The following is a 26,769-nucleotide window of genomic DNA, read 5'->3' as shown; positions in this document are numbered from 1 at the left end:
CCCCCTTTACATCATTGCGCTCTCTCGGTCTACGAGACGAACAACCCAGTTGGCAACCAGAATGGTCACGCAGCCCATCACGGATTGCAAGAATGCAGAAGCCGATGCCATGCCGAGCGTTGCGGACTTGAGTTGCTTATACACAAGAACGTCAATTGTAGTCGCTACATTGAACAATGAATTGGAATCCCGCGGCACTTGGAAGAACAAGCCGAAGTCGGTGTAGAAGATGCGGCCTACGGCCAAGATGAACATCATCACGATAACCAGCTTCATAAGCGGGAGCGTAAGGTAGCGCGCTTGCTGCCACTTGGACGCTCCGTCAATGACGGCAGCCTCGTAATACGTGCTATCGATGCCGGCAATGGTCGCCAAGTAGACCACCATACCGTAGCCAAGACCTTTCCATACGTTCATGAATACCAGGAAGTACGGCCAATACTTCGGTTCCATATACCAGTTCACCGGGTCGTTGCCGAGGACGGCCAGGAATTGATTGGCGATCCCTTTATCGAAGCTTAGAAACGCCCATACTATAGCGGAAACCACGACCCAAGAAAGGAAATACGGCAAGAACATCAACGTCTGATAGATTTTCCCGGCCTTGCCGCTATGCAGTTGACCGATCATCAGAGCCAACGTTACGGGTACCGCAATGCTCAGCACGATGAAAATCAGATTGTAGCCCAGCGTATTGCGAATCACGACCCAGGCGTCGTTCGACTTGAACAGGAACTCGAAGTTTTTGAAGCCGGTCCAATCGCTGTTGATGACGTTGCTCAGAAAACCGCCGTGGATCTTGAAATCTTTAAAGGCAATAATAAGGCCGAACATTGGCAAGAAACAAAACAAGATATACCAGATGGTTGTTGGTAAGGCCAGAAGCGTCAGTTCCGTATCCTGTGTGCGCCAGCGTGTTCGCAAGCGTTTTCGCCCGCTCTTCATGTCCATGTCCGCCACCCCTTACGTTTGTTTGCATTCAGCATGTACGCGCTATTCGCTCCCCGTAAGCGCATTCATTAAACCGTGCTGATCTAACTATTTGATGTCATTTTATAGAAAACCGCCTGCTCAGTTCCAGACTAAAAACATGATACTACAGTCAACAAACGTTAGATTTATGGGGGATGTGAAGTATTTTGATACTTAGCCCTTCAGCTGATAACACGACAAAAAGGGCTTTCCCTGTTGTAGAGAAAGCCCCTAAATTACTTGAATGCTATTTGTATTAACACTTATTTGGTGCTGCCAATCAGCTCAGCCTTCTCCAGCAACCGCTGCACGATCACCGCACTCTCCGCTCTAGTTATTTCACTTGTTGGGTTCAATCCAGTCTTCGAGCCTTGGACTAAGCCGCTCTCCACCGCCGCTGCGACTGCTTTTTTCGCCCACACGGTTACCTTTTTGCCATCCGCATACATGGAGAGTACGGATTCCGCTTCCGCATCGCTGACGCTTGTGTTCAGACCTGCAAGCTTCATTGCCCGCATAATCATCACCATTGCTTCTTCGCGGGTAATTGTCTTGTTCGGCTCGAACGTTCCGTCTTTATAGCCTTCAATAATACCGTAATCCAGTGCTTTCGCCACTACTCCAACGTACCAGTCGCCCGGTTTCACGTCGCTAAACGCAGACGTTTCTCCATTGTCCGCGAGCCCCAGCGCACTCGCTGCACAGTTCCGTTGAGTAGATGAAGAAACCGCAATGAGATCAAATATCGAGGCTACTGTTGCTTTAGCTAACGCCACACTAGATGCGGGAGTGCCCCGTTTCGTATTTGCCAGCACCAATTTAGTGTATGGTTCCGGTGGCCGGATAGCCTAAACCGATTCAAGCAAAATTTGAAGCCTTCTTCCCCAGCTGCGACGGCTTCTCTGATCCAACGGGGGGACGAGCTTGGTTAACTTTTGACATTTTACTCTTTCTTAACCGTGCCAAAGATGTGAAACGGCGTTATCCCATTTGCGAATAGGCTATCTATCAGCTTCACCAATTCTTCCGACGATAAATCTTTGCCGTTGCGTATCCAAAGGCGAAACAGAGATATTAATGTTGATATGTAAAACTCAATCAGGTATGGCGCTAAGATATCATTTGTTGGAAGATTCACAATCAATCTCTCGAAGGGAATTTCTCTTTTCAGGCGTTCAACAAAATGAACAGAACCATAGTCACCCAGGAGGGCTTTTAGGACAGAAATATCTTCTGTACTTTCCAGGCATTGAAGCGCGTCTTGGAAAGTATGCGTTGAGAGCTCCCTGCTTGCCATTTCCTCGTTAATGGATTTCAAAACCTTCTCTTCAACGTAGTTCAACAACTCATAAATATCTGTAAAGTATTGATAAAATGTACTGCGGTTATATCCTGACTTGTTGGCAATCTCTTGAATAGATATTTTTTCAATTGGCTTTTGGCTATATAAATCACAGAACACATTTATAAAGGTCTGCCTGGTTTTGTCTGTAATTTCAGGTTGCTTGTTCATAATTTGCCTCCATTTCCGGTTCAATAGATGATCCGACAGATATTAAAAATCTGATGGTTGATGACCGTATAGTGAATCCATACAATATTATCATACAACACGTTGTTTGATCATCAATAAGGATTATCAACTCTTTGGGGGAGTCTAACATGAAAATTTTATTCTTCGGTAGAGGTGTAATATCGACCCAATATGCATGGGCTTTTGAACAGGCAGGGCATACAGTTGACTTTTACGTTAGAAAGGGGAGGAAAGAAACCTTCGGAAGCAGTATAGAGCTGGAAATGTGGGACGCACGAAAAGGGAAAAAGCTAATAAAAGAAAGCTGGAACGTTACACTGCATGAGGAGATCCTTCCAAATTATGATCTCATTATTGTGAGCGTCAACACGGAACAACTTCCAGGTGCAGCACAATTTCTATCAACTGTTGCAGGAAATGCCCCTATCCTCTTATTCAATAACATTTGGCAAGATTTGAAATCATCGATCGCACCATTGTCTATGAACAATGTTGTCTTTGGCTTCCCTGGAGCAGGGGGTGGCATCGCGGACAATAGGCTGAGAGGCGGCTTTTTGAAAATGATATTTCTTGAAAAACCACGGGCAGGCACTGAGCATATTAACCAATTGGTCAAGGAATGTTTTGAAAGTGCCCATTTTAAAATTAGTTGGGTAAAGGATATGCAAAACTGGCTATGGAACCACTTTGCCATGAATGCAGCGATGGAAGCCGAGGTGTTAAAACGGGGAAGCTTTTCAGCGCTCATGAATCATAGTGACTCATTTTCCAATCTTGGGTTGAATATGAGGGAAATGATTCCTGTTCTTAAAGCAAGAGGTGCAAAGCTTGATACCATTTCTCTCCTGCTGACTAAAATTCCACCTAGACTTCTCGGCACACTTTTTAACAAGGTTATTTTTGCAAAAGGCAGCTTACCTCGGCTTTTTGTGGAATACAACAATAGTAAAGCAGGTTTTGCGGTACTTGAAGTTGTGAGAGAAGCAAAAAAGGTAAGCATACCTTTGCCACGTCTTACGATGGCATTTGAAGATACTGAATATGCAAAAGAAATTTAAAGAAGCCTTCGAAATAACCGCTACGAGAACTGGAACAACAAGCGAAGACGAGGCATATCTAACATATTGTTAAAAGCGGTAATCACCTATATAACAAAACTTTTTCGCCGTCACTTATGATACGGTTCAGCTTAACGGGTCTATCGGCGAAAAAGAAAAGGCATAACCCACGACAATAAATTCTTATTCAATTATATCGAGATGAGATAAGAAATGTTTACACACGGCAATGTTTAATGTGTGTTTTGCCAAATTATTAACAAGGTTATTCTGAAAATAGTTGAAATGAAAAGTTATTTGACCCAAAACTACAGCATTTTGATAATTAAGCGTATAAGACGCCGTGAAATCATTATCAGCAGAAACCGAGGACCATGATGTATTCCTCTCAGAGTTTCTTGGCGATATTCTAAATTTGATGTTCTCCAATGTCTCAACAACTTTTTGCGGGTCACCGTAAAATCTTCCTCGAAACTCAGCGGTGTTTATTCCTGAACTCAATAAGTTAAAGGAGAACAATGTTCCTGTAGATATTTGAATTACTTCAGCTAAATCATTTGTATTTATATATCTCCATGCATCAATCATCTCTTCAATATCTAAATCCTTAAAGCTTATATAATTTTCTTTTGTCAATAGTTCCTTGCAGTTCTTTAAATTTTGAATCGAATTATCTTTATTTCCAACCCAAAGATCAAGACGTGCCTCTTTATATAGAGATAGAACTTTTACGCTAGGATTTAAAACCATAATGAGTCTCCCTAAAGTGCTCTTGTTTTACTGCATTTGCAATAGTTTCACTAGTTAATTGTGACCTTAATTTTGGAATGTCTCTTGGAATTAATAGATTAAAACTTAAATATATTTCATTACTTTGCCTGAAGTTAATAGAAGAAACTAAGCCAAATCCATAATCAGGACTGGTTTGATTATTAAACCAATAAACAGCGATTTGTTTCAGCGCCTTTAGAAAATCGTTATTTTTACATTCCCCAGGCATAAAATCGGGTAAGTTGGGTCTTACTAACGTATTTTTAATTTGAAATTTTCTCTGATACGTATTTAATAAAGGATTGCTTTCTAAAAATAAGTCGGGTGATTTCCCTCCATACCTTGAAGTGAGATGACATATGTTCATAAATCTTGGGAGGTTTATTCTCGACTCTAGAGCCAATATAGTTAGTACCTCTCCAAAATTTCCTGTTATTGAACTTGCAGAAACTTTAACTGATTGAGGCTGAAAATGAGGATTAATTGGTGACATTGTTTGATTAAGTTGCCACCATAGACTGCTTCTTGGTTGACGATAAACCGACATATGATTTCCGAGATTCAGTACTAAATTTTCACCCCATATGGAGCCATAAACATTAACCTCAAAGTCATTGGTATGTATAATCCAACGTGACAATGGACGTGGTCTAAAAACTGGGGTTTTACTAAAGTCTGGTCTAGTTTTACCGATATAAATTTCAACAATAATTTTAAAATTCAATTATATCCCTCTACTTTGCATCATATTAAGCATAAATTGTCCGAGTAGTAGCTCCCATTTAATGAGGAAATTTAACATTCAATGCCTATTTCAAACCTTAACCTCTCTTACTGCCTTTTCTGGGAACTTGCCACTTCACCCAGTCCCTTAGTCTTCCCTCAACAACCCCGCCATGCCAATACTCCACCTGAAACTGCTCTGCTTCCTTCTTGGCTGGGCCAGTTAAATCAGACGTCGTAACCAGCAGAGTAAGCATGCAATTGTGGTTCCGCTTGGCTGCTACTAGCTCCCGAACGGTTTGAACAGGAACAAAGTTATGGTCAGCATAGCATTTCGCCTGAACTGCCGTTCTCTCCCCTCGCTTGTCCACAATGACTAGATCCACTCCACCGTCATTTCCTCCAACTCCGACTTCGTGAACAACAAAGCCCTGATCGCGAAAGTACAAGGCAAGTAACCGCTCGAACTCAACACCGTTGAGTTCATCTAAGGATTGCGTTAGGATAACCTCGTCCGTCCTACATGTTTTAGAATTCCGACGAAAGGTATCATTGGTCGATTTCTTTCGCTTGTTACTCGTGGATTTAGGTCTCTTTCTACTTTTTCTCTTTCTTTTAGGTTGCAGTAGACCTGCAACTGCCCCTAGTAGAATAATTACAATTACAAACACAATTAAGTCTTTCACGTCGACTCCCCCGATGCTGTCCCGTATGTATATATGTATAGTACCACAAATGGGTATATTATCCTGAGTAAATAGTTGCAAGGAGGACTTCTGAAACTGGAGTAAAACAAAATATCCCGAGAGCCGAAGCCCTCGGGACGTGAATACTACAAACGATTAAGCTTGTCCAAATTCCTTTCAATCGATCCGATTGCAAATGCGATGCCAACGATTGCACCTACAAACGCGGTATTCCTAATGTCACTCAGAGACCACTTTTATCGCTCTTCTTGATAGCCCATTCTCTTTTGCAATGTTAGAAATGTAGCCTGTTGACTTGCCCGTTGCATTGGATATTTCCTCGTAAGAATATCTCGGTCGACTAGAATAAGTTGAATTTGTTTCCTGGAGCATATCAATAATTTTGGCATCTGTTAGACGATCAATTTGTTGGGTATTTTCCTTAATTTCCTTTTTCATCTTGCTTGTCTCTAGTTCTAGCGAATTAACTTTTCGCTTTAGTTCGTTGATCTCGGACTTTGTTCTGCCCATATAACTCAGCCCCTTCTATTTGTTATCTGTCAATTATAACGGTCGTGAATAATTTATTCAACAGATATGTTTTTTGAATAAATTATTCATTTTATTTACACATTTTTCATCCATGTTCTTTAGGGCAACCCTCCTTCACCCCATCAGTTATACCCCTATTTTTCGCCGTCACTTATGATATGGGTTCTATCGGCGAAAATGTACAACGGTGCATGACTGCCATCGCTACTCACTACACATCCAATATTTTTAATCGTTACAAGAACCGGCAATTACATCGATGAAAGTTCGTTAATCGTTGCTTGAAAATTACCTGCTTTTTCAAGCCCAGTTTCCGTTTCTCTAGTTCTCATGAGCATTTTCAAAAACTCGTCTCTCGTATGCTCTCCGGCGAACCATACTCCTTCTTTTTCTACTCTCTGAAGATCATCCAGATCATGAACTTCATCAAACCCCTTTTGCATCAAGTACACAACTTTTTGGTTTTTCTTGTAAGTTTCAACAGCGGCAGAAAGCATCTCTTCTAACGCCTTTTTATACGGATGGTTTGCCGGGTTATAATGTGTTTCTTTCGACTCGGTTTTAACCATAGTCTGACAATCGAAGAATCTCCGCTTATCAATAATCAAGCAACTATCAATAATGCGAAATACAGGGTACAACTCATACCGAAGTCGTTCCTCTTTTATCTGCTGCCAGCGCATGGTTTCAACGTTGGCCCGACTGTATAACCCTCCTTTGAGTTCATTTAGATATTTTTGGTTCTTCAAGCCTAGTAGCCGTTGACGACTCACTTCAAACCAATACATAACCTCTCCGGTTGTCATGGTGTGCTGCTCAACAATGAGCCTCAACAATTCCTCAGCATCCTGAACATCAATTTCACTATCTGGATCTTTGGAAATGTACTCAACGAGTTTCACCAGATCTATACGTTTATTAACTGAATGCTGTTCACTCGAATACTTCATTTCAACCCCTCCTGTTTACAATGTCAACATCACCTGATTTGTCACCATAATAGCACATTGTTGTTGACGTTGTAAACAAGCGAAATAAAAGACCCTTTCGCATGTTCCAAAAGGGTCTCAATTACTTTATTGTTTGAGAACTGATCTAATCTCATCTAATTTTTGTTGGCTTGATTTATACCTGCTATACAGGTGGAACACAAGATCATTAAGTTCATCGATAATTTCAATACGATTCCGCTTATCGTCAGCCTCAGTGAGCTTATTCAATCTTGCTGTAATCATTCTTTTAACCCCAACTGAACTTCGTTCTCCCGCTCCGTGAACTTCAAAGTATATATCCCAATAATCGTATTCCGGGAAGTCTTCCGTCCAGATTTTAGAGATATGCTTCCCTTCTTTTGCAAGTCGAACCATTACGTCGGAATCCTTTTTATTCATGTAGTCCCTCCGTTCTATTTCAAGCAATGCTTTCGGTATCAGTCATTTCAATAAGTTCCTTGATTGAATCCTCTAGAATTGTTTTTAATTCCTCCAACAAATCGCCCGAAACCGAGTCGTATGTTATTTTGGGCATGGGAATTGCTTTCTCATAGATACTCCGAATTTCACTCGCCCTCTTTGCCGCTGAACCCGAATCCCTATAATTCTGTGCAGCAATCCATTGTGAATGTAAATCTATCTTGAGGCGTCTAAGGATCAAATGATTGATTTTATCAGAGACAGTCTCGGCTAGCCGCTGAAGCACACTGTGCTTTAAATCTTCGGGTGAAATAGCTGACCATTCTTTTGGTACACTTAGGAATGCATCAAGGCGCTGCATTAGGTATCCTGCGAGATCACTAGCAGGCTTTAAATCGTTATACTCTACGATATTTGGCCAACTAGCTGCACGAACAGACAACGCCTTAATTCGAGCCCAGTGTTGTTTTGGAAACTGAGAGTTTCTTAACCCTAACAATCCAAGCCACTTCTGCATAAATAACTCTTCGGTTTCAGTTATCGCAATTACCAAACGTCCATAGTCATATATGGGCGTAGAAAGGACGCCGCTGGATAGTTGGAGTTCAGGCTTATCGGCTTTTGCTAAAACAGATTCTATGAAATTTTCCATTTCCATAATGAGCTCATCAGAGGGATTTTTTAAATCATTAGCGTTTGAAAAGAAGAATGCATTCTGTTCCAAATGATCTCTTAAAAGTCGTATCGTCTTTGGATTTAAGTTATATGCCTCTTGCATAGCTTCAATAGCACCTGTTTGAATTCCTAGCACATGATCACGGCGGTCTTCTTCGTCAAGCATATTAGAACCTTGCACTTGATCAAATCGGGTATACACAACCATCATTTTATCTTGTTGTCCACGCGAAGAAGCTTCGCGTAATATCACCTTAGGAATGTCCAGCATAGGCTGGGTGGCATTATCAACAAGAACTACAGCATCAATTTCTTTAAATTTGTTTGTTACCTCCATTGGAATGCTTGTTGTTATATTGGAGTCATGCCCAATTCCTTCTCCATCAACTAGCACCAGTCGAGGGGGAGTGCTACCTTGCCACCAACTTGGTTGAAATGGACCTTCTAGACGGACTCCATTTACAACTGGGGCAAGCAGTTGTCCAAATCTTCTGCCTTCATTACCCGCAAACCATCTCATCATTGTAACTACTTCTGCTTTATCATCGGATTGATTAAACCAGTATACAGGCCATCCACGTGTATCTTTATAAAGCTGCCCGGTTCTAACTAATTCGAATCGAGACTTTATAAGATTTAGTATAAAGTAGACAACTTCATTAAACCTCTCCGTTTCTTCCCGAATCCAGCTTTCGTATAACTTGTCTATGGCTTCATCAACTTGGTCTTCATCAGGGGTATACTGATCCAGAGCTTCCGCAGCTAAACTTTGAATTTCTTTGATAATAAAATCGATATCTGTTTGCAATGCTAACTGATCAGGATAAGGAACCTCTGGTTGTTCCTGATCTTGTGTTCTAATGGTGTTTTGCTTACTCGATGCCCTATACTGCCCAAGCAAGTAACTCAGACGAAACCTCTGTTCAGGGTGTGATAATAAGGCTTTTGCAATTGTTTTTTCATCTTCTCCAATTACCGCTCTTCGAAACGCTTCCCATACACATTCTTCGATCAACTTTATTGCTTGGGCTTGGGATATAAATGTTACAACACCACTCCAATTTCCCTCTCGGAAGATGAATTCTGTGTTACAAGTAGTAGTTCTGCTCGATGAAATAGCAGGAAAGCTTATTTCATCTGGCTCTGTCCCAATTACTTGCCTAATAACTGTAGTTTTTCCAGCCCCAGTTGTGCCGAGGAACATTACCCGTGAATAACCATCATCATTGGACGGTAGTTTAATCTTTTCATTCCGCAACTCCCAAGGATCACTCACAATATCCTCTTCCATTTGATCGTAAAAAATTTCAACTGCCTTACTATGGAATTCCTCCTTTGCCTCCTTCTGCACGTTCAATGACCAGAACTTTTCGTCCGATAGTAAGCTGTTCAGAGCGTCTACGATTAATTGTGCTGACTCCTGATCTGAACCAAGCCCACGTCTTATTTTTCTACCTTGCTTACCTTCACGATCTTTTAATACAGGATGCCTAAACTCAACTGCCCAACTATTTACTCCACTTTTCGTTAACCTTGCGGAATACATTTCCCCACCCCTTCACATTAATGTTCCCGACTGTTCCTGATGTTCTCTTATTTCCATTTTAGGAACATGCAGGAACATTGTCAAGAAATATTTTCCTTTTTACTTTTATCAATAAATGCTTGTTACTTGCCCCCAAATAAACAACCCCTAGCACTTGAACACATGCGTTCAAGTCTAGGGGCTGTTTATTTAAAAGCACGTATTAATTCCTTATTGACCTTCCTCAGAATATCAACTTGATCTATGTCCAGCCGACCGATTGCAGCTACAAGCTCGTCAATTACTTGCTGCCTAACCGCTTCCTCATTACTCTTCCTTTTGCTGGTACGAAATAATTCGCCTGGTGATATATCCAAGCCCTCAACGATCTTGTCCAACGTATCAATGGAGAAATTCCGCTCTCCGCGCTCTACTGCTCCAATATAAGCATCGTCCAAGTTAGAACGTTCCGCCAACTCTTGTTGTGTTAATTCTTTAGCCTTTCTAATTGCACGTATCCTATCTCCAACTACATTGCGTAAATCCGACATTAACTACACCACCTTTTCTCAAGGTTAGGGAAGATAATCACTAAAGTGCAGGTGTGTATAGACGGTATTATTGTTTGAAAATACTTCTTATAAGTAGTATATTTGGCTTAAATAACTACCATTTAAGTTATATTACTATCCCAGTTACCTTCTTGAACTTCTATCGTCCAATACTAATTGAAAGCAGGAGTTTGAATGGATCAGAATCTGAACTTGAACAAATTGATGAATGAGCAAGAGGGTTACCTGATGAAGAATTTCATTAACGGTGTGGAGGTCACGTGCACCGAGAAGTTCGTCGAGCACTGGAAGAAGCGTGGATTTGAAATCGTGAAGAACGGTGAGGTGCGACTGATGCCGGATAGAGAAGATCATCCAGAGATTAACCTGACATTCACCGACCAGGCAGTAAAGCTAGTCAAAATCGTTGCTGAGCGTAATATCTCGAACACACAGTCAATTAAGACACTAATCGTTGAAAAGGATGGAAAGCGCTTGATTGCCCTCCAAAAGTGGTGGCGTGAGTCGAGCGAAATGCCTTGGCGAGAAGGGAAAGGATTCTACTTTAACGCGAGAGATGCCAGCCGTGCTGTAGACGACTTGAGCTTGGCTGTGACGCATTTGACTGAGGGAAAGTAAGTTCGAGGAGACGAGGCGATGTCGGATGGCCAATAAGTCCATAAGTGTTCCTGTTGATATTAAGACGTTTCTGGACGGACTTCCTAATGCTAGTAGTTATGTTGTCGATCTGATTAACCGAGATCGCGAAAGCGGCGACGTGAATCTAGAAAATTCGATTCAGAAAGTGTTAACTGAACTGCCTGCCGAGCTAAAAACCCCTCCAATCCAGCCGCAGCCACAATGGCATGTGTTTGATACACGATTGTGTTTGGAGTTGACCGTTGCCGCTGATGACCCGTTCGTCCTTAATGATCCTCAAGTCATTGAGGAGATCGACCGATTAGCTGGGCGAGAAGGATATCTAACACGCGTTAGGATGGACGGCGTCATGACCTATGGTCAAAACGAATTGGCGAGAAGAACGTTGTATTATGAACGGCACACCCCTATACTCTAATCAATACGCGAACCGAACGAGGCCAGCCTATGCAAAATGGACGTATGACGATCAGAAATCGTGCAAGGTGGGCTTCTCGCCGCTTCCTTGAGTCTTTATTTGGGCACGACAGAGAAATGAACGAGAGCGCGCTTTATGGAACCTGTAACCATTTTATTCATTAGAGCGGAGGAACGAACGGTGGAAGAATCTTTAGAAGCTACGCTAAGAAGGCAGCTCATTCGCTTGGAAAATCGCGAGCGGGAGCTTATATCGTTTGACCCTGCCGGTAGAATGGAAGCGGATGTGCTTCGCTCCTTTCTTGAAAAGGGAGCTTGGGTTAGTCCGAAGAAGGATGGCGAGAGCGGCGAGCATGGGAAGTAACGTTGTGCTGAAAAATTCCGATAGAACTTTCCTATCGAAGTTGGAATCGCGATAAATAAATTGAATATTATGGTATATCTATACTGAGAAGCGAATGAATATACCACCGAACGACTGTGTTATGGGCTGTTCCGATGGAGAACGTGCCGTGTGCTCCGATGTGGAGAATACAGGAGTCGGCTGTGCTGCTATGGGAAATTCAATCTTCCCCGAGCGGAACGAGGATGTAGGGAGTTGTGGTATACGACGAATAAAAGTGCGGGGGATATTCAGATGTAGAATGAATCCACACCTGAATATCCTGCTCTTCCCCAAAAGAGAAAGAAGAAAGCGACGGAGCGAAGCGGAGTCTTTCGAGCGAAGCGAGGAAGGGATAAGCGAGAGCGAGGAAAAACGTGATGCCTGCTTGAATATCCGTGGTCATGGTCTGCCCATAGAAGCCTGTGCCACTTCTGTATGTGAAATTCAAGGAACGGAATGTGCTCTACTCCGAGCTATCGCTCGGAGCGACTCGCTTCGCTCGTCTTCCGAAATTTACATAATTGTTTTCGATAAATACACCTTTCAATAATCCCCTGTCTAACAATCAGAAATGACGATAAACCGTTAATGCCATTCTGTCTCCAGTTACCCCGTTAGTGATACGATGGACGATTTTACGTCCTGGTTATCGCTTGCGGGGCTTTTTGATGCCTAAACATAGTTACGCATCAGCCTCGGTATCCGTGGATCGAATTCTGGCTCTCCAACTCCTCAGAGGGTTATGACTCCTACGCGAACCCATAATTCCAAAATTCCGAAAATCCTCAGTGCAGCCTGTGCCGAATCAACACACCGTTCAGAATTACTTCCGCGATTCAAGTCTCCTTGTGTGATAAGAAAATTTTTCGTAATTTTATAACCTAAATTTCCATCTCAGTGATCTGATTTCCAGTGAGGATTTAGCTGCTCCCTTCTTTATTCAGCTGTGAGCAGGGGGAAATCCGGGCTTCTGGCCCCTTCCCAGCCTTATTACTAATATGAAAGGGAGAAATTCTCAATGAAACATGATTTTATTAACCTACCGGAATCCATCCGGGAATTAGACCAGTGGGTTCTCTGGAAGATTCAAGACCGTGAAGGTAAGGTAACGAAAGTTCCTTGTACGATTAACGGGGAGAACTGCAATGCCCAAGATGTTCAAAATCAGATGAGCTTCCAAGCAGCACTCGATAAGCTCCGGAATAGTAAATCCGGGCAGTTTGACGGTATCGGCTTCGTTTTCAAGGAAGGAGGCGGGCTAACCGGAATTGACTTAGATAAGTGTGCTGACCCGGACACTGGCGCAATCGAACCTTGGGCGGAAGACATCATTACCAGTATGGATTCCTATACGGAATTCAGTGTGTCGGAGACAGGCTTTCACATTATTGTGAAAGGTACGATTCCCGGAGACAGCAACCGCAAAGGTCAAATTGAAATGTACGATTCAAAGCGCTTCTTCGTGGTCACCGGCAATGTATTCGGAGAGCCGCAGGAGGTAATGGAGCGACAAAAGGAATTGAACACGCTGTATGAACGGGTGTTTGCTGATAAGTCCGCAACACGTACCCATTCTTCTAACTCACCTTCCCCGAAATGTATTGAAGGTAACGCAAGCGTGCTGTCTGATACCAATATTTTAGAGAAGCTATTCCGGGAACCACAAGGAGCCAAATGGCGGACGCTATATGAGCGGGGATGGAGCGGGTTGGGCTACCCTAGCCAGAGTGAAGCCGACCTTGCTTTCGCCAGCAAACTTGCCTTCTACAGTGGGGATACAGAGCAAATTCGCCGCTTATTTAGCGCAAGCGCATTAGGAAAGCGGGAAAAATGGGAGAATCGCTCCGACTACCAAGACAGGGTGATAACCCATGCGATGGATGGGCAGGTGGAGAGGTATTCTAGACGAACAAGACAGCAGCCTCAGAACGAGATCGCAGAATCTGTAGTTCATAACGATGAGAGCGACGAATATCCCGAAGTCGCACCTTTTGAAGCATATTCCACTCCTACATTCCCTACAGACATCTTCCCGAAATGGCTACGTGATTACGTGGACGCTGTCGCGACCTTCTCACAGACGCCTGTGGACGCTGCGGCTATGATAGCTTTAACTTCGGTGGCTGTAGCCGTACATCGACGCTACAATCTGGAGGTCTTTCCCGGCTTTACGGAGCCGCTCTGCCTATATTCAATAATCGCCTTACCTTCGGCAAACCGGAAGTCAGACGTATTCGCCAAGATGATGGCGCCTATATATGCCTACGAGGAGGTCTTGCGGAATGAAATGGTTGATGTTATCTCGGAACGCAAAGCAGAGCTTGAATATTTAAAAGGCCAGAAAGACAGTGTGTTAAAGGATATTAGAAAAGGCAGCCAAGATGCCCGCTTCCGGCTGGCGGACATCCAAAAGCAGCTTGATTCAACGAAAGAACTTTTTCCACCCGCGCTTATCAAGCAGGATATTACAGCCGAGAAGCTGATACAGGTGATGTCCGAGAATCACAATCGGATGGGCATTCTGAGTGCCGAAGGTGTTGTACTGGACATCATCGCAGGACTGTATTCGGATAAGAAATCGAACGTCGATATTTTCCTCAAGGGGCATAGTGGTGAGAATTACGCTTACGACCGTAAAAATGGCGGTTCCGTCTATCTCAAGTCGCCCATCTTAACGGTTGGAGTGTTGGTTCAGAATGATCATCTACAACGCGTTTTAACCAACAGCTCCTTAAATGGACGCGGGCTGTTTGCTCGATTCTTCTTCGTCATTCCAGACTCTCCGTTAGGAACTCGGAAAGCCAGAAGTATGCCCATTCCACCCGAGGTAAGGAAAAAATTCGACGAGATGATGACTTGCTTGCTGAAACGGAAGCCAGTATCTCCCGATAGCATCAACAATCAAACCAGTATTTCCGACTACGTTATGGCCGACGTAAAGGGAACCGTCCACGACGAGGGGGAAGCAACGCAAACCATACGTCTTACTCCAGAAGCCGTAGAGGTGTATGAACGACTGTTTGATAAAAACGAGCCGCGATTACGCCCTGACAACAACGATCTCACAAGCCCCTTAAAGGCTTGGGCTGGCAAGTTAGTCGGACAGCTTATGCGAATTGCCGGTTTGCTCCATATGGCCGAACATGCGGATAAGGAGGAACTGCCCGAAGAAGTCACTGCATCTACGGTGGAAGCTGCGACAAGGCTGGAGGAGTACTTCTATACCCATACCTTGAAAGCGTTCGGGCAAGCATCCGAAGGAGTCCATGCTGAGAAACAAAAGTACATTCTGCAAACGCTAGCTAAGGCGCAGGGGAACGACACATTAATCAAATGGTTCACCCGAACGAAGATTTGGAACTTGTTGAAGCGCAAAGGCTATGCCAAAGTCGCATTCATGGACAAGGATTTGCAGGAGCTTGTAGATCGCAACTACTTGCTCGTACAGCATGTGGAACGCCACGGGAATGGACGGGACTCGACGATGTACGGGCTGAACCCCAAAGCAAAAGATTTACTGAACGCATAAAAGTACCAATGGCCACGATTTCGCTACGTGGCCCTTTTACGTTATCCGATATCGTCTTTGATTATGGATTTTTAGAATTTTGGCTTGTTGAGAAGCCGTTATTCCTCTTATGCGTTGTGAGGCCATAATTCGACGATACGTAAATTTTCGGTTGTAGCCTCCCAATATGCATTAACATTCACCTTTAAACACTGTGGTTTCTACCTATCTGTCTAATGACCAGCCAGCGTGCCTCTCCGATTCTTAAAGCCTCACAATCTTTACACTTTAAAACCTTCAATATCTTCGACAACCTTAAACTTTATACGCCATGCACATTAATGGAGTGAAGATTGCCCCGGATGCTTTATTTACGATGAAAGCCGCAAACCAGCTCCTCCCCAACGAGGGACAGCTGAGCCGCTGGCTTTACTTCGTAAGGAAGAAGGATGCTCCGTGAGCCAATCTGAACAAGAACAGCAATTTAACCACGCGCTCGATCTTCTAGCCGACCTACTCCTACCGTACCTAAATCGAGAATTGCACTCCGTAGATAACGGCGAACTCGAGACAACGTCTGCTTGAAGCTGCAAGAGATATATCGTGATTTCCCAAGTGCCGGTTGAACGTAATCAACGCTAATGGAGTTTGTCCGTTCCCACGGATCGAAGCTATGCTATTTTTACTAACTTTATGTAAATCATACTGAGGTGATCTATTATACTACCGGAAAATAATCTTATCGCTCTTTACATTCGAGTTTCCTCAGAGGAACAAGTGAAAGGCTACAGCATCGATGGGCAGCTTGAAGCGTTACGAGCGTATGCCGTCGAACGGCAGCTATCCATTTACCGGGAATATATAGACGACGGGTTCTCCGGGAAATCGATTAATGGCAGACCTGCAATGCTGGAATTGCTGGCGGATGCGAAGCAACACCACTTTCAAATGGTTATTACGTGGAAGCTGAACAGATTAGCTCGGAATTTAGTCGATCAGCTCAAGATGCTGGAACTGTTCGAGCAGCATAACATCAGCTACATGAGCCTCACTGAACAGTTCGACTCTAGTACCCCGCAAGGGAACTTCGCTATGCAGATGCTCGGTGCTATCGCTCAGATGGAGCGGGAGCAGATCGCACAAAACGTGCGGATGGGTATGCAAAAGCGTAGTAGTCATGGGATTTGGAATAGCGGGAATAACGTGCTCGGTTATGAATGGGTCACGGGGGAGCGAATCGAACCACATGCTAAAATTGTTCCGCGTGAGGCAGAATTGGTGCAATCGATCTTTGAGCAGTACCGGAGCGGGAAAGGCTTTAAGGCCATTACGAATCATTTAAACAGTGCAGGCTACCGGACGAAACGGAATAGAACGTTCAGTATAACAGCAGTTCGGGGCATCCTCACTAACATCAATTACATTGGACAGATTCAGTATACCGTTCATGAGAAGTTTATTGGGAAATTGGGCGATTATGCGAAACAGGGTGTACGCGGAATCCACGAGCCAATCATTAGCATTGATCTATGGAACGAGGTCCAAGCACTTCTGAATAAGCGCTCACGACCGCCAACCAAGCAGATTATCCGGCATTATCCGCTGGCTGGCCTATTAAAGTGTCCGGTATGCGGGCACAGCATGGTTCCTTGGCATAAGAAAGCCATCAGGAAGCGTGGTACCGTTCACTTGAGTCACTACTATGTATGTGGGCGGTACAGTAACAAAGGCTCGACAGCCTGTAAAGCGAACGCGGTTCCCGCTTCACCTGTAGAGAACGAAACACTTTCCCGCTTCCAGCACTTGCTCACGAACAAGCTATTATTAAACGAGGTCGTCACTCGTATTAACCGCAGGAATATAGAAGCTGAAGCGCCATTACACAAAGAGCAAGCACAGATCTCCGTGAGTTTAAAACAACTGGAGAAACGGCAGCGGCGCTGTTATGAGCTATTCGAGGGTGAGCACATCGGCCATGTAGTGCTTATGGAGAAACTGGAAGCCTTGAAATCTGAGGCTACCGCGTTTAAAGAAGCTCAACATCAGCTAGAACAAAAGCTCGCCGAACTCCATACGAACACGGTATCGCTAAGAGAAGTTCGCCACGCGTTAGAATCGCTGTTCAACTCATTCCATTCCTTTGAAGCAGAGAAACACAATGCCTTGCTACGTGGATTTATCCAAAGCATTCATATTCCGACTGACCGCAATTTAACCGAAATGCACATCCAAAGCACAGCTGCACTCAAATACCTCATTCTTTGAAGGGAGATATATCCACAATGATAACAAATAGAACGAAGGTTGCTATTTACGCTCGCGTGAGCACCGAGGAACAAGCAGAGCAAGGCTATAGTATCGAAGCCCAACTCGACACGCTACGTGATTATTGCAAAAAGAATGGGCTGGAAGTGTATGAGGAGTATGTTGATGCAGGATTCAGTGGAAAGAGTATAGAGGGGCGTTTGGCCTTACAGCGGTTGCTGAGAGATGCAAATAAAAACTCATTCGGCATGATCCTTGTTTGGAAAATCAACCGTCTTGCTAGAAAAACGGTGGATTTCCTGAATATGATTGAGGACTTCAAAAAACGAGACATTTATTTTCGCTCGTTTTCAGAAAACTTTGAAACAGAAACACCTGTAGGTGAATTTGTGTTACAAATGCTCAGTGGTATTGGAGAATTAGAGCGTAAGAACATTATAGAAAACGTGAAAATGGGAATGAAACAACGCGCCAAAACAGGCAGGCATAACGGTAAACTGCCGCTTGGGTATCAAGCTATCACTGACCCCGACGACTCTTTGGCTCACTCCAAGCTGGTTGTCGTAGTGGAAGAGGAAGCCCTGATTGTACGAAAAATATTCGAGCTATATGCTGCTGGGCGTGGATTAAAAAGCATCGCCAACGAGCTAAATCACAGCAACTACAAGACGAAAGCTGGTAACACCTTTTCCACGACAGCGATAAAGGAAATCTTGAATAATCCATTCTACAACGGTAAAGTCCGCTATAACCGTTACGAGAACTGGAGCAATAAACGAAGACGGGGTAAGAGCACGGAACCGACCATTGCCGACGGGAGGCACGAAGCCATTATTCAGGATGCGTTATGGGAGAGAGTTCAATTCCTCCACCAGAAGAAATCATTCACACCATCTCGTATCTTTAATGGTGAGTTCTTATTATCCGGGTTAATCCGCTGTCCAAAATGTGGTGCGGCGATGGTCGCCAGCCGTACCCGGAGCAAGACGAAGACTGGAGAAAGCGTGAATCGCCTGTATTACTCGTGTGGAGCTTTCAGAAACAAAGGAAGCAGCGTGTGCTCTGCCAATAGCATTCAGAAGCGGATGGCCGAAGATGAAGTAATGAAACGGTTAGCGCAGGTGCTGTCCGAGGAGCCCATTCTAACGGCCATCGTGGACAAAGTGAACCACAAATTAATAACCCGGACAGTACCGCTCCAGTCAGAGCTAATGCACATTAGAAGCCAATTAGAACTGGCTGTAAACAAAAAACAACGTTATCTCGACCTTTTCGAACATGGGAACGTTGATAAATCATTATTCACGGGTAGGATGCAGGAAATTCAAGCCGAGATTACCAAGCTTCAAATGGAGAGCTCCCGTTTGGAGCTTGCACTAACCGAAGGCAATACGTCTCCTGTCGCTTTTGAGCAGGTACGTGAGTTGATTTATGGATTTAATCAGGTACTGACCTCCGCACCGTTTGAACACCGAAAAACGTTACTGCATCTATTCATCAAACGAATCACGATGAACGCGAACAAGCAGATCGAGGCGATTGAATTGAGCTTCGACGAAAACGTGGAATCCTTCTTTTCCCATCCTCCTGTAGCAGCTGCAGCCTATTCATTACAGTGTAAGCAAATACAGAAGCGGGAGAAAATTGATATTGTCATCTAAAATTATAAAACCGCTTATAATTACTATATTTATTTATAGCGAAGGAGAGGATGAGTATGGCCGTAGTAGGCAAACAAAAACAACTTTTATCGTGGTCGAGACGGCCATTCTTGGATAAGATGCTGGACGACGGGGAAAGTCCAAATAAATGTGCGGCATGGTGCAAGGAGAACGGATTCGACCTCTCGGTGCCGACAATGTACGAATATGCAAGGAAACGCAGAGCGGCGATTATAGGAGGCGTTCGAGCGGATATGTTGCGCTCTGGCAAGGCGGAGGGAAAGCATACTGCCAAAAACCCCACGAGGGAAGAACGTAAAGCTGCTCATATGACCGTGAACAAAGTAAGACACGATATGGAGCTTCTGGACGAGGTTATTCAGAAGGGCTTCGAGACGTTGGCAAACATGGGCGAGATTACACCCGCTACCGCCATAGCAGCAATCCAGTTGAAGCATAAAATTACGAAAGGAGCACATGGTGGTTACACAGTTTACGGCGTAGAGGAAATCAGACTACGCGAAGCAGCGAGAGAGAACGCCATAATGGCAGTTATCCTTGAATTTGTTCCTGAGGAGCAGCATTCCGCCCTAATGGAGCGGATGGAGCAAGCAACACATGAATATTATAAGTCAATCGGAATGAGTGAAGCTTATTCGCAGATGAGCGCGTGGGAGGCGATAAAGGATTAATATAAGAGACAGCGAAGGAGAACGTCATAATCGACTGTTCTCCTTTAATCTATCCATATATTGTAGTTGAAACAATAATTTAAAAAGAACGACCCGGTATTTATCTAACTCGTGTTCTTTGCAGCACTTCGGTTCGAACTGAAGAATAAATATCGATTTCCGCTGAGTGTTCCACTGTTAATGATACACAGTAATTTTGAGTGTAGTTTAAATCTGAGATCCACTTATTGAGACATCTTACCACGAGCGTTATAGGTGCTGACATTTGTGCGGTTTTAAAGTGCCGAATCGCTTTTTGATGACATCCTTTATTTCTAATATTTACACCTGGCTTTAAAACAATCTCATATGGCTTTAGTGCAGTCGGAGTAGTATCTTCTTCGTCTTCATCCGCTTCCTCAACTTCTGTAACGGCGTAGTGAGCTACTATTTCATCAGGTATGACAGTATGAAACAACTTAAACTCCATCTGCGCTCCTAAATAACTGTCACCTCGTGTGGCTCTCACAATAGGATCAAATGTAAGAACTGCCGATATCTTTTTTGTACCTCTAGTTTCAAAAAAGCTACTTGGAAGATTCACAGAATATGTCTTCACTCTATTCAGACCGATTACATCCTCATCAAGTAATACAATCCTGTTATCCAATGAAAAAATGGCTTTTTCTACGTTTGGAATCCCATATCCCGTCATTTGCCATTGTGCTTTTTCCTGTTTGGATGCTGTGTATCCCAAGTTTGGAACTGGCGTATGCTCAGTTGATTGAAGTAGAAGGTTCTTTATATAATTAGCAGATTTGTCGGGAAAACTGTTAGCAATTTGCCCGAGAAGATTCGATACTTTTGGTGCAGAGAAACTTGTCCCATTATCAAAGCTAAATAAGGCCTCAGTAGGATTATTAGATAAGAGAGCTACTTTACCTCCTATATTTTCCATAACACGATTAAAGTTTTCCCTTACTATCAGATTCCCACCATACTCCACGATTTCAGGTTTCATCATGCCATTGATTCCAAACCCTGTTCTACTAAACGGCGAAGGTTGCCCTTCTTCAGCAAATGTATGCCAAATATCTTGACCAGGTCTAGGCTCCATCGCTCTCGTAGAAGTTGCGATAGACCCAACCGTCAATGATAACGCTGAAGTGGCTGGATTGATTATTTTAAAATCTTTATTCTCAACCAAATAGTTCGGATACCCATTTACTATTTCATCAAGATCATAAAACAAACTGGGTTTTTGATTTCCAGATGAAATTACAAATACTACATTACGGTATTCTATAGCCAACTCATCTATTAGATTGGCAAGAGGAAACTGACGGTTACCTCCGTTACCCAAGGACTCAAAGCTATTGCCAAATGATATATTTACTACTTTGATTCTGTTATCAATATTATTCAGAAACGTCCTTATGGCATCGTTTAATTGATTTTCAAACAACTTCTCTGGATTATATACTGGGGTAATATTGCCTTGAAAGTCTCTCTCCGCATACATTACTTTTGCTGAAAACAACCAGTTAGTCGGAGAAAACTTCCTCTCTTCAATACAGCGTTCGATATCGTAATAAATACTATTTCCTGCAACCGCTGTACCGTGGCCCACGACATCATGCGTCTGACGTTCTCCCTCTTGGAAGTTTTGCTCATCACCCACGGCTTTTTCTAATAATGGGTGATTTGAGACAATTCCAGAATCAATAACCAGAATTCCTGTCGCATCTTCAGGTGGTTCGGCAATTTCAAACTCCTCAACATCAATTTGTCGGTATTCCGAAGGATTAAATCTTGGTAGCATTGGTAGTTCTATTCTTGCCACTTCTTTTAACATTATAATTTCATCAAAAATCGCCTTGTTTAGCTTGACTCTTAAAAGCGCAAATGATTTCATTATTAACTTATCTGTTATGCTAAATTGAGGATTATTACGGTAATTCTGAGACAGTTGTCTTATAAAAGTGTCAAGTATTTCGTCGTCCATTCTCCACAATTCAACGTTCAAGTAATAAAGCTGATCTTCCTGTAATGGACTTTGTTTGATCGCTTCACCAATTTTTTCCTCGATAGGGATGTCTTCAATACCATCAATAGCATGAAAAAATTCATACTTATAACCCCCTGGAACAACTCCAGAATACTGGGCCAGTTTATCCTTAAATACACTTAGCTCCTCATCATTGCCAAACACGACCCAATAACCTTGTCTGTTTTCTGCAACCGAAAGAACCGTTAGTTCACCCATTGCGTTTAAGATTCTCTCAAAACTAGTAATATCAACACTTTGGTTTACCTTAATTCTATAAATCAAGTGTGGATTTATCGTCCCACGAAACTTCTGTTTAATTTCAGCAAATGATTGAGAAATCTGATTTGCTTTCTGATTTCTTGATGATATTGAATTTTATCCCTTGTTCCAATGGGCCTAAAGCCTCCGCCCCTTTGGTTTGAGTTCCTTTTTGGGAGTTCTTCAACGTACTGTGGTAAAGGTAAGTGATTGTGTCGGACCATTTAGAATCTCATTCCTCCATTTTTTTGACGAAGAGCATGTCGTTCTCTATAACGAGTAAGCACGTAATTCATCTCTATGGAGGTCAAAACATCCCTGTTGTTTATAATCACGTGTTTCATTGCTTCCTTACACATAAGTTGCAAATCTGATGGTGAAAAGCCTTCAGTTTCTTTTCCAATTGAAGACAAATTCAAATTGGAGTCCTTTTTTATAGGCTTTAAATATAGATTTATCAGTCGCTCTCTCTCTTCTTTGTCGGGCAGCTCAAAGTTTATTATTTCGTCGAATCTCCTCCAAATGGCTGGATCAAGTATATGAGGATGATTAGTCGCACAGATTAATAAACTTTCACCTTCAAAGTTATCAATCATTTGCAGAAAGTTATTAACAACTCGTTTGATCTCTCCAAGCTCATGATGGTCATCACGATTCTTTCCAATGATATCAACCTCATCAAAAAGAACGACCCACATACCATTTTTTATAAACTCGAAGACTTTACGTAAATTCGTGGCGGTCTCTCCTAAGTATGAGGAAATTATTGCGTCAAAGTTAATGTAAACCAGTGGGGTTTGTAGAACTGAACTTAATATCTTTGCGCAGAACGTTTTCCCAGTTCCAGGCATCCCACAGAATAAAGTTTTTCGAGCTGGGGCAAGATTATATGTTGCTAAAATATCAGTTGATTGAATCTCATTACAGATCTGTTCTAAAATCAGTTTCTTATTGTTTGATATTACTAGGTCATCCCACGAGAGATTGTATTCCCTAACCTCTAATAGTGGAAAACCACTATCATTATCCCGCGGAATTGGAATGTTAGCTCGATAACGATTGCTGTGGATTACAGCCTTGTTACTTTTAGCTGATGCATACAACGCATCTTTAAGTTGCTTGGCTGCGATATTGTGCTTCTTTCTTTTCTCTGAGTCAATAAACTCCTCAGCAATTCTTATAAAGTCTTCGTTATCCTGCTTAGAAAAAGCAAGAAACAGTTGTTTAATAATTTCATTAGTAGTCACACTGTATTCCTCCTCACCCAACAGGGTGATAAGCATTAAATCTTAATTTCGACATTTACCAGTATTCCCCTGCTACTTAAGAATTAATATTTCTATAGAGAACTGACTCCAGTATGATTTCAAAAAATGCAAGCATACTTATTAAAATTTTTCGCCGTCACTTATGGTACGGTTCCCTGCGGTTAATCTTCACCGCGCGGTAGATCTGCTCGATCAGCACCAGCCGCATCAGCTGGTGCGGAAGCGTCATGCGCCCGAAGCTGAGCTTCTGCTGGGCGCGCTGCAGCACCGCGGGAGCAAGCCCCGTGCTCCCGCCAATGACAAACGCCACGTGGCTTCGCCCATACGTGGCCAGCTTATCGAGCTGGTCCGCGAGATCCTCGCTGGACCAGAGCTCGCCCCCAATCGCGAGCGCGACAACATGGGCGTCCGGCTTCAGCTGCGCCAGAAGCCGTTCCCCTTCCCGCTCGCGTACTTGCGCTTCCTCCGCCGGACTCATCGTCTCCGGCGCCTTCTCGTCGGGCACTTCCGTGAGCGTTAGCTTCACGTACGGCCCGAGCCGCTTGGCATACTCCGCGATGCCTTGAACCAAATATTTTTCCTTAAGCTTGCCAACCGAAGCAATCTGTATATGCATGAATGTTCATCCTTTATGTATAATAACGACCCCAATGGTCTCCATTTAAGCTGCTCTTACGTTCCACGTGGAACTCTTTGCGCTACTTCGCTCCGGCATTAACCAGCAGCCGTTCGATTTCTTTAAACCCTCTCTTGCGGGCATGCTGCATCGGCGTAACGCCATCGTTGTCGGCCAGATTGACATCCGCCCCATGCTCGATCAGCAGCTTTACCGTCTCTACCTGCCGCTCATTACCGTTATTGAGAATAATGGCTTCGAGCAATGCCGTCCAACCGAGATGATTGACATGATTCACATTCGTATCCGTTCGCTCAAGCAGCTCCCGAACAACCTCAACATAACCATGCTCCGAGGCCGGGATAATGGCAATGCCTCCGTAACGGTTCGTTACCTTCGTATCCGCTCCGGCATCAATCGTAAGCCTCAGAATGTCCAAATACCCTTCTGCCCCGGCATACAAGAATGGCGAGTTCAGCATCTCATCCCGTAAATTCACATCCGCCCCCGCTTCAGTCAGCACCTCTGCCACCGCGAAATCCTTATTGTAGGTCGCAATCATAAGCGGAGTGCGTCCCTTCGCATCCTGAACATCCAGGTTTGCGCCATCTTGAATCAGTTGGCGGACTTTATCGGCTTGTCCATCCTCCGAGGCTTGAAGCAGCTGTTCATCAATCGTTCCCATTACGCGTACACTCTCCTCTTCTTGAATATGACGGTCGCCTCCGGCACCGTTATCGCATCCTTGAAGCAACAGGAGGCATGCAAGCATCCATTTCTTCATAGGGTATCCCCCCTTGCAAGGCCATCCCTGCCTTATGAAAAAAGCGCCCCCGCACCTATGCGGCAAGCGCCTTAAACGAATTTCTCTTCCTACACCACCAAAAACTCGGCGGCTGCCTCACTGCAAAGATCGCAGCTGCGAGGCGGATCCCAATCCGCAAATTCCGTTTCCTTCAAATCGACAATATCCGGCGCATCCTCGTATTCGTCAACAAATTTATCAATCGCCAGCTCTACATGCTGCTTGCATACACAATACATTCGAATTTCGCTTCCTCTTCAAAGTTGTTTATTATACAGCTAGCATAGCAAACAAGCCTGCCGATGTGAAGTAATCCGGCCAATTCTCCCTTTCATTTCCTTCCCCCGGCCATCACGCTATAATGATTACAAGTCTATGCGAAGAAGGAGAATATCCCGTGTTTATTGCTATTGCCCTGTTCGTAATTGCCGGCCTGGCCGAGATTGGCGGCGGTTATCTGGTCTGGTTATGGCTGCGCGAAGCAAAGCCGCTCTGGTACGGCATCGTAGGCGGCATGATCCTGATTGCGTACGGCGTTATTCCCACCCTACAGAATTTCCCCTCTTTTGGCCGCGTCTATGCTGCTTATGGAGGAGTCTTTATCATTCTGGCCGTTCTTTGGGGATGGCTCATCGATAAAAAAGCTCCCGATCTCTACGACTGGATCGGTGCCGCCGTCTGCATCATCGGCGTTGCCATCATGCTCTACTCTCCGCGCGGCAGCTAGCCATAAAAAACAAAGCCGCATGGGCATCCACTTTGCCCGTGCGGCTTCTTATGTTACGGTTGGCTAATTCGAATACTGCCGCTGTCCGTGCGAACCTTGATAACTTCTCCCGATGTTCCTTGTAGATCCGGTTTATGAATGGAACCCGAATCGGAATCCAGATCATACATTCCGCCGTACGAAGAAGGGATCTCGATTCTTACGCTGCCGGAGTCGCTTTTCACGTCTACGCCGGTTGTATCGTCCTTCACCATACGGATGCTGCCGGAATCGGAACGGACAACAGCCTTTCCGTTCAGATGATCGATCGTAATGCTGCCGGAGTCGGACGAAGCCTTCAGCTCTGCTCCAACAGTCCCCGCATGAATGCTTCCCGAATCGGACTTGATCGACAAGCTGCTGCCTTTAAAGCTCTCTAGCTTAATGCTTCCCGAATCGGCCTTAAGCGACAACGTGCCGCCCTCGAAGCTGCCAAGCCGGATGCTTCCCGAATCGGTCTCCACCTGGCTGTCAGCCGCTTTTGCGCCATCTACTCTCACGGAACCCGAATCGCTTTTTACCTTCAACGATTCAAGAGACGACATGGCTTCTTCGGTCAGCGACACGGTTACGACCTGCTTATCGTTCCAGCCGGAGAAATCGAACAATCCGAAATGCCACTTCTCCTTCAACCGAAGATCAAGCTTTCCGTTCTCGACTCTAGCGTTCTTGATCTGATCGATAACCTCCGGCTTTGCTTTGCCTTCGATATGAATCGAGTTGCTTCCGTCCGTGCTTGGAACAAAATCCACTTCCAGTCCAAGGCTGTCGGATGTAAGGCTAAGCTCCTGCATTTTATCCTCGAGCTGCAAAGTATGGGCATATTCCTTGCTCTTCACTCCGCCGAATTGATATTGCAACAACGCCATTATTCCGATCGCCACAAGGACCACTCCTATCGTATTTCTAACCCATCGTCTATTCATGGTTGATTTCTCTCCCTCTGTGCTCTTGCTTCTTGATTATAGTTTACGCCAGCG

Annotated in this window: 27 protein-coding genes; 10 read left to right on the top strand and 17 right to left on the bottom strand. The window is 44.0% G+C overall.

Annotated features, from left to right (window positions below):
* Positions 1-6: 6 nt before the first annotated feature.
* Together CFI03_RS03360 and CFI03_RS03355 are read right to left on the bottom strand one after the other, a co-directional pair.
* Entirely contained in the window at positions 7-951 is a 945-nt protein-coding gene (locus tag CFI03_RS03360) for an ABC transporter permease (protein ID WP_116394552.1), read from the bottom strand.
* A gap of 284 nt (positions 952-1,235) precedes the next feature.
* Positions 1,236-1,619 carry an S-layer homology domain-containing protein gene (locus CFI03_RS03355; protein ID WP_162862801.1) on the bottom strand — a complete coding sequence of 128 codons (384 nt, stop codon included), beginning with the start codon at positions 1,617-1,619 and terminating at the stop codon, positions 1,236-1,238.
* 85 nt (positions 1,620-1,704) lie between these two features.
* Between CFI03_RS03355 and CFI03_RS03350 the strand changes: the two genes are divergently transcribed.
* Positions 1,705-1,824 (top strand): NAD-dependent epimerase/dehydratase family protein, encoded by a 120-nt coding sequence (locus CFI03_RS03350; protein WP_116394601.1) that lies wholly within the window; start codon positions 1,705-1,707, stop codon positions 1,822-1,824.
* Between the two features lie 91 nt (positions 1,825-1,915).
* On the opposite strand, the gene CFI03_RS03345 is transcribed toward CFI03_RS03350, so the two are convergent.
* The gene (locus tag CFI03_RS03345) at positions 1,916-2,485 is read right to left on the bottom strand and encodes a TetR/AcrR family transcriptional regulator (protein WP_116394550.1); all 570 of its coding nucleotides are present in this window, start codon (positions 2,483-2,485) and stop codon (positions 1,916-1,918) included.
* A gap of 149 nt (positions 2,486-2,634) precedes the next feature.
* Between CFI03_RS03345 and CFI03_RS03340 the strand changes: the two genes are divergently transcribed.
* Positions 2,635-3,564, top strand: coding sequence for a ketopantoate reductase family protein (locus CFI03_RS03340; protein WP_116394549.1), 930 nt, complete (start codon positions 2,635-2,637; stop codon positions 3,562-3,564).
* Positions 3,565-3,747: 183 nt separating this feature from the next.
* On the opposite strand, the gene CFI03_RS03335 is transcribed toward CFI03_RS03340, so the two are convergent.
* From CFI03_RS03335 to CFI03_RS03300, 8 genes are all read right to left on the bottom strand, one after another.
* Positions 3,748-4,314, bottom strand: a complete 567-nt coding sequence (locus CFI03_RS03335; RefSeq protein ID WP_116394548.1) for a hypothetical protein — start codon at positions 4,312-4,314, stop codon at positions 3,748-3,750.
* Complete coding sequence (locus CFI03_RS03330) at positions 4,298-5,059, bottom strand: hypothetical protein (protein WP_162862800.1); 762 nt, start codon at positions 5,057-5,059, stop codon at positions 4,298-4,300. Before CFI03_RS03330 ends, CFI03_RS03335 begins: the two co-directional genes overlap by 17 nt.
* A 97-nt stretch (positions 5,060-5,156) precedes the next feature.
* Positions 5,157-5,744, bottom strand: coding sequence for a restriction endonuclease (locus CFI03_RS03325; protein ID WP_116394547.1), 588 nt, complete (start codon positions 5,742-5,744; stop codon positions 5,157-5,159).
* A 240-nt stretch (positions 5,745-5,984) separates the two neighbouring features.
* Positions 5,985-6,275 carry a hypothetical protein gene (locus tag CFI03_RS03320; RefSeq protein ID WP_116394546.1) on the bottom strand — a complete coding sequence of 97 codons (291 nt, stop codon included), beginning with the start codon at positions 6,273-6,275 and terminating at the stop codon, positions 5,985-5,987.
* 272 nt (positions 6,276-6,547) lie between these two features.
* The gene (locus CFI03_RS03315) at positions 6,548-7,246 is read right to left on the bottom strand and encodes a hypothetical protein (protein WP_116394545.1); all 699 of its coding nucleotides are present in this window, start codon (positions 7,244-7,246) and stop codon (positions 6,548-6,550) included.
* A gap of 126 nt (positions 7,247-7,372) precedes the next feature.
* On the bottom strand, positions 7,373-7,687 hold the full coding sequence (locus CFI03_RS03310; protein WP_116394544.1) for a hypothetical protein: 315 nt from the start codon (positions 7,685-7,687) through the stop codon (positions 7,373-7,375).
* A gap of 19 nt (positions 7,688-7,706) precedes the next feature.
* Entirely contained in the window at positions 7,707-9,929 is a 2,223-nt protein-coding gene (locus CFI03_RS03305) for a hypothetical protein (RefSeq protein WP_116394543.1), read from the bottom strand.
* A gap of 185 nt (positions 9,930-10,114) precedes the next feature.
* On the bottom strand, positions 10,115-10,459 hold the full coding sequence (locus CFI03_RS03300) for a helix-turn-helix domain-containing protein (protein ID WP_116394542.1): 345 nt from the start codon (positions 10,457-10,459) through the stop codon (positions 10,115-10,117).
* Positions 10,460-10,654: 195 nt separating this feature from the next.
* Here CFI03_RS03300 and CFI03_RS03295 point away from each other — a divergent pair, with 195 nt between their 5' ends.
* The 7 genes from CFI03_RS03295 to CFI03_RS03265 all read left to right on the top strand — a co-directional run bounded on the left by CFI03_RS03295 (position 10,655) and on the right by CFI03_RS03265 (position 20,047).
* Positions 10,655-11,098, top strand: coding sequence for a hypothetical protein (locus CFI03_RS03295; RefSeq protein ID WP_116394541.1), 444 nt, complete (start codon positions 10,655-10,657; stop codon positions 11,096-11,098).
* Between the two features lie 25 nt (positions 11,099-11,123).
* Positions 11,124-11,537 (top strand): hypothetical protein, encoded by a 414-nt coding sequence (locus CFI03_RS03290; RefSeq protein WP_116394540.1) that lies wholly within the window; start codon positions 11,124-11,126, stop codon positions 11,535-11,537.
* Between the two features lie 180 nt (positions 11,538-11,717).
* On the top strand, positions 11,718-11,900 hold the full coding sequence (locus CFI03_RS03285; protein ID WP_162862799.1) for a hypothetical protein: 183 nt from the start codon (positions 11,718-11,720) through the stop codon (positions 11,898-11,900).
* Positions 11,901-12,939: 1,039 nt separating this feature from the next.
* Positions 12,940-15,450, top strand: a complete 2,511-nt coding sequence (locus CFI03_RS03280; protein WP_116394537.1) for a phage NrS-1 polymerase family protein — start codon at positions 12,940-12,942, stop codon at positions 15,448-15,450.
* 696 nt (positions 15,451-16,146) lie between these two features.
* Positions 16,147-17,694: a recombinase family protein gene (locus tag CFI03_RS03275; RefSeq protein WP_349292458.1), complete on the top strand. Its 1,548-nt coding sequence runs from the start codon at positions 16,147-16,149 to the stop codon at positions 17,692-17,694.
* Positions 17,695-17,711: 17 nt separating this feature from the next.
* Entirely contained in the window at positions 17,712-19,355 is a 1,644-nt protein-coding gene (locus tag CFI03_RS03270; protein ID WP_116394535.1) for a recombinase family protein, read from the top strand.
* A gap of 56 nt (positions 19,356-19,411) precedes the next feature.
* Complete coding sequence (locus CFI03_RS03265) at positions 19,412-20,047, top strand: hypothetical protein (RefSeq protein ID WP_116394534.1); 636 nt, start codon at positions 19,412-19,414, stop codon at positions 20,045-20,047.
* Positions 20,048-20,147: 100 nt separating this feature from the next.
* On the opposite strand, the gene CFI03_RS03260 is transcribed toward CFI03_RS03265, so the two are convergent.
* The 5 genes from CFI03_RS03260 to CFI03_RS03240 all read right to left on the bottom strand — a co-directional run bounded on the left by CFI03_RS03260 (position 20,148) and on the right by CFI03_RS03240 (position 25,262).
* The gene (locus CFI03_RS03260; protein ID WP_116394533.1) at positions 20,148-22,292 is read right to left on the bottom strand and encodes a S8 family peptidase; all 2,145 of its coding nucleotides are present in this window, start codon (positions 22,290-22,292) and stop codon (positions 20,148-20,150) included.
* A gap of 266 nt (positions 22,293-22,558) precedes the next feature.
* On the bottom strand, positions 22,559-23,581 hold the full coding sequence (locus tag CFI03_RS03255; RefSeq protein WP_248756440.1) for an AAA family ATPase: 1,023 nt from the start codon (positions 23,579-23,581) through the stop codon (positions 22,559-22,561).
* Between the two features lie 157 nt (positions 23,582-23,738).
* Positions 23,739-24,218, bottom strand: a complete 480-nt coding sequence (gene rlmH / locus CFI03_RS03250) for a 23S rRNA (pseudouridine(1915)-N(3))-methyltransferase RlmH (RefSeq protein WP_116394531.1) — start codon at positions 24,216-24,218, stop codon at positions 23,739-23,741.
* A gap of 82 nt (positions 24,219-24,300) precedes the next feature.
* The gene (locus tag CFI03_RS03245) at positions 24,301-25,002 is read right to left on the bottom strand and encodes an ankyrin repeat domain-containing protein (RefSeq protein ID WP_205411942.1); all 702 of its coding nucleotides are present in this window, start codon (positions 25,000-25,002) and stop codon (positions 24,301-24,303) included.
* Between the two features lie 89 nt (positions 25,003-25,091).
* Positions 25,092-25,262 carry a CxxH/CxxC protein gene (locus CFI03_RS03240; RefSeq protein WP_116394530.1) on the bottom strand — a complete coding sequence of 57 codons (171 nt, stop codon included), beginning with the start codon at positions 25,260-25,262 and terminating at the stop codon, positions 25,092-25,094.
* A 158-nt stretch (positions 25,263-25,420) separates the two neighbouring features.
* On the opposite strand from CFI03_RS03240, the gene CFI03_RS03235 reads away from it, so the two are divergent.
* Positions 25,421-25,750, top strand: coding sequence for a YnfA family protein (locus CFI03_RS03235; protein ID WP_116394529.1), 330 nt, complete (start codon positions 25,421-25,423; stop codon positions 25,748-25,750).
* 53 nt (positions 25,751-25,803) lie between these two features.
* Here CFI03_RS03235 and CFI03_RS03230 read toward each other — a convergent pair whose 3' ends face one another.
* The gene (locus CFI03_RS03230; RefSeq protein ID WP_248756439.1) at positions 25,804-26,715 is read right to left on the bottom strand and encodes a DUF4097 family beta strand repeat-containing protein; all 912 of its coding nucleotides are present in this window, start codon (positions 26,713-26,715) and stop codon (positions 25,804-25,806) included.
* Positions 26,716-26,769 lie beyond the last annotated feature (54 nt).

Origin of the sequence: Paenibacillus sp. ATY16 (genome assembly GCF_003399985.2) — a bacterium.
Lineage (GTDB): Bacteria > Bacillota > Bacilli > Paenibacillales > Paenibacillaceae > Pristimantibacillus > Pristimantibacillus glycanilyticus.
The sequence above is the reverse complement of the archived record's forward strand: the minus strand, read 5'-3'. Positions and strand labels throughout refer to the sequence as shown.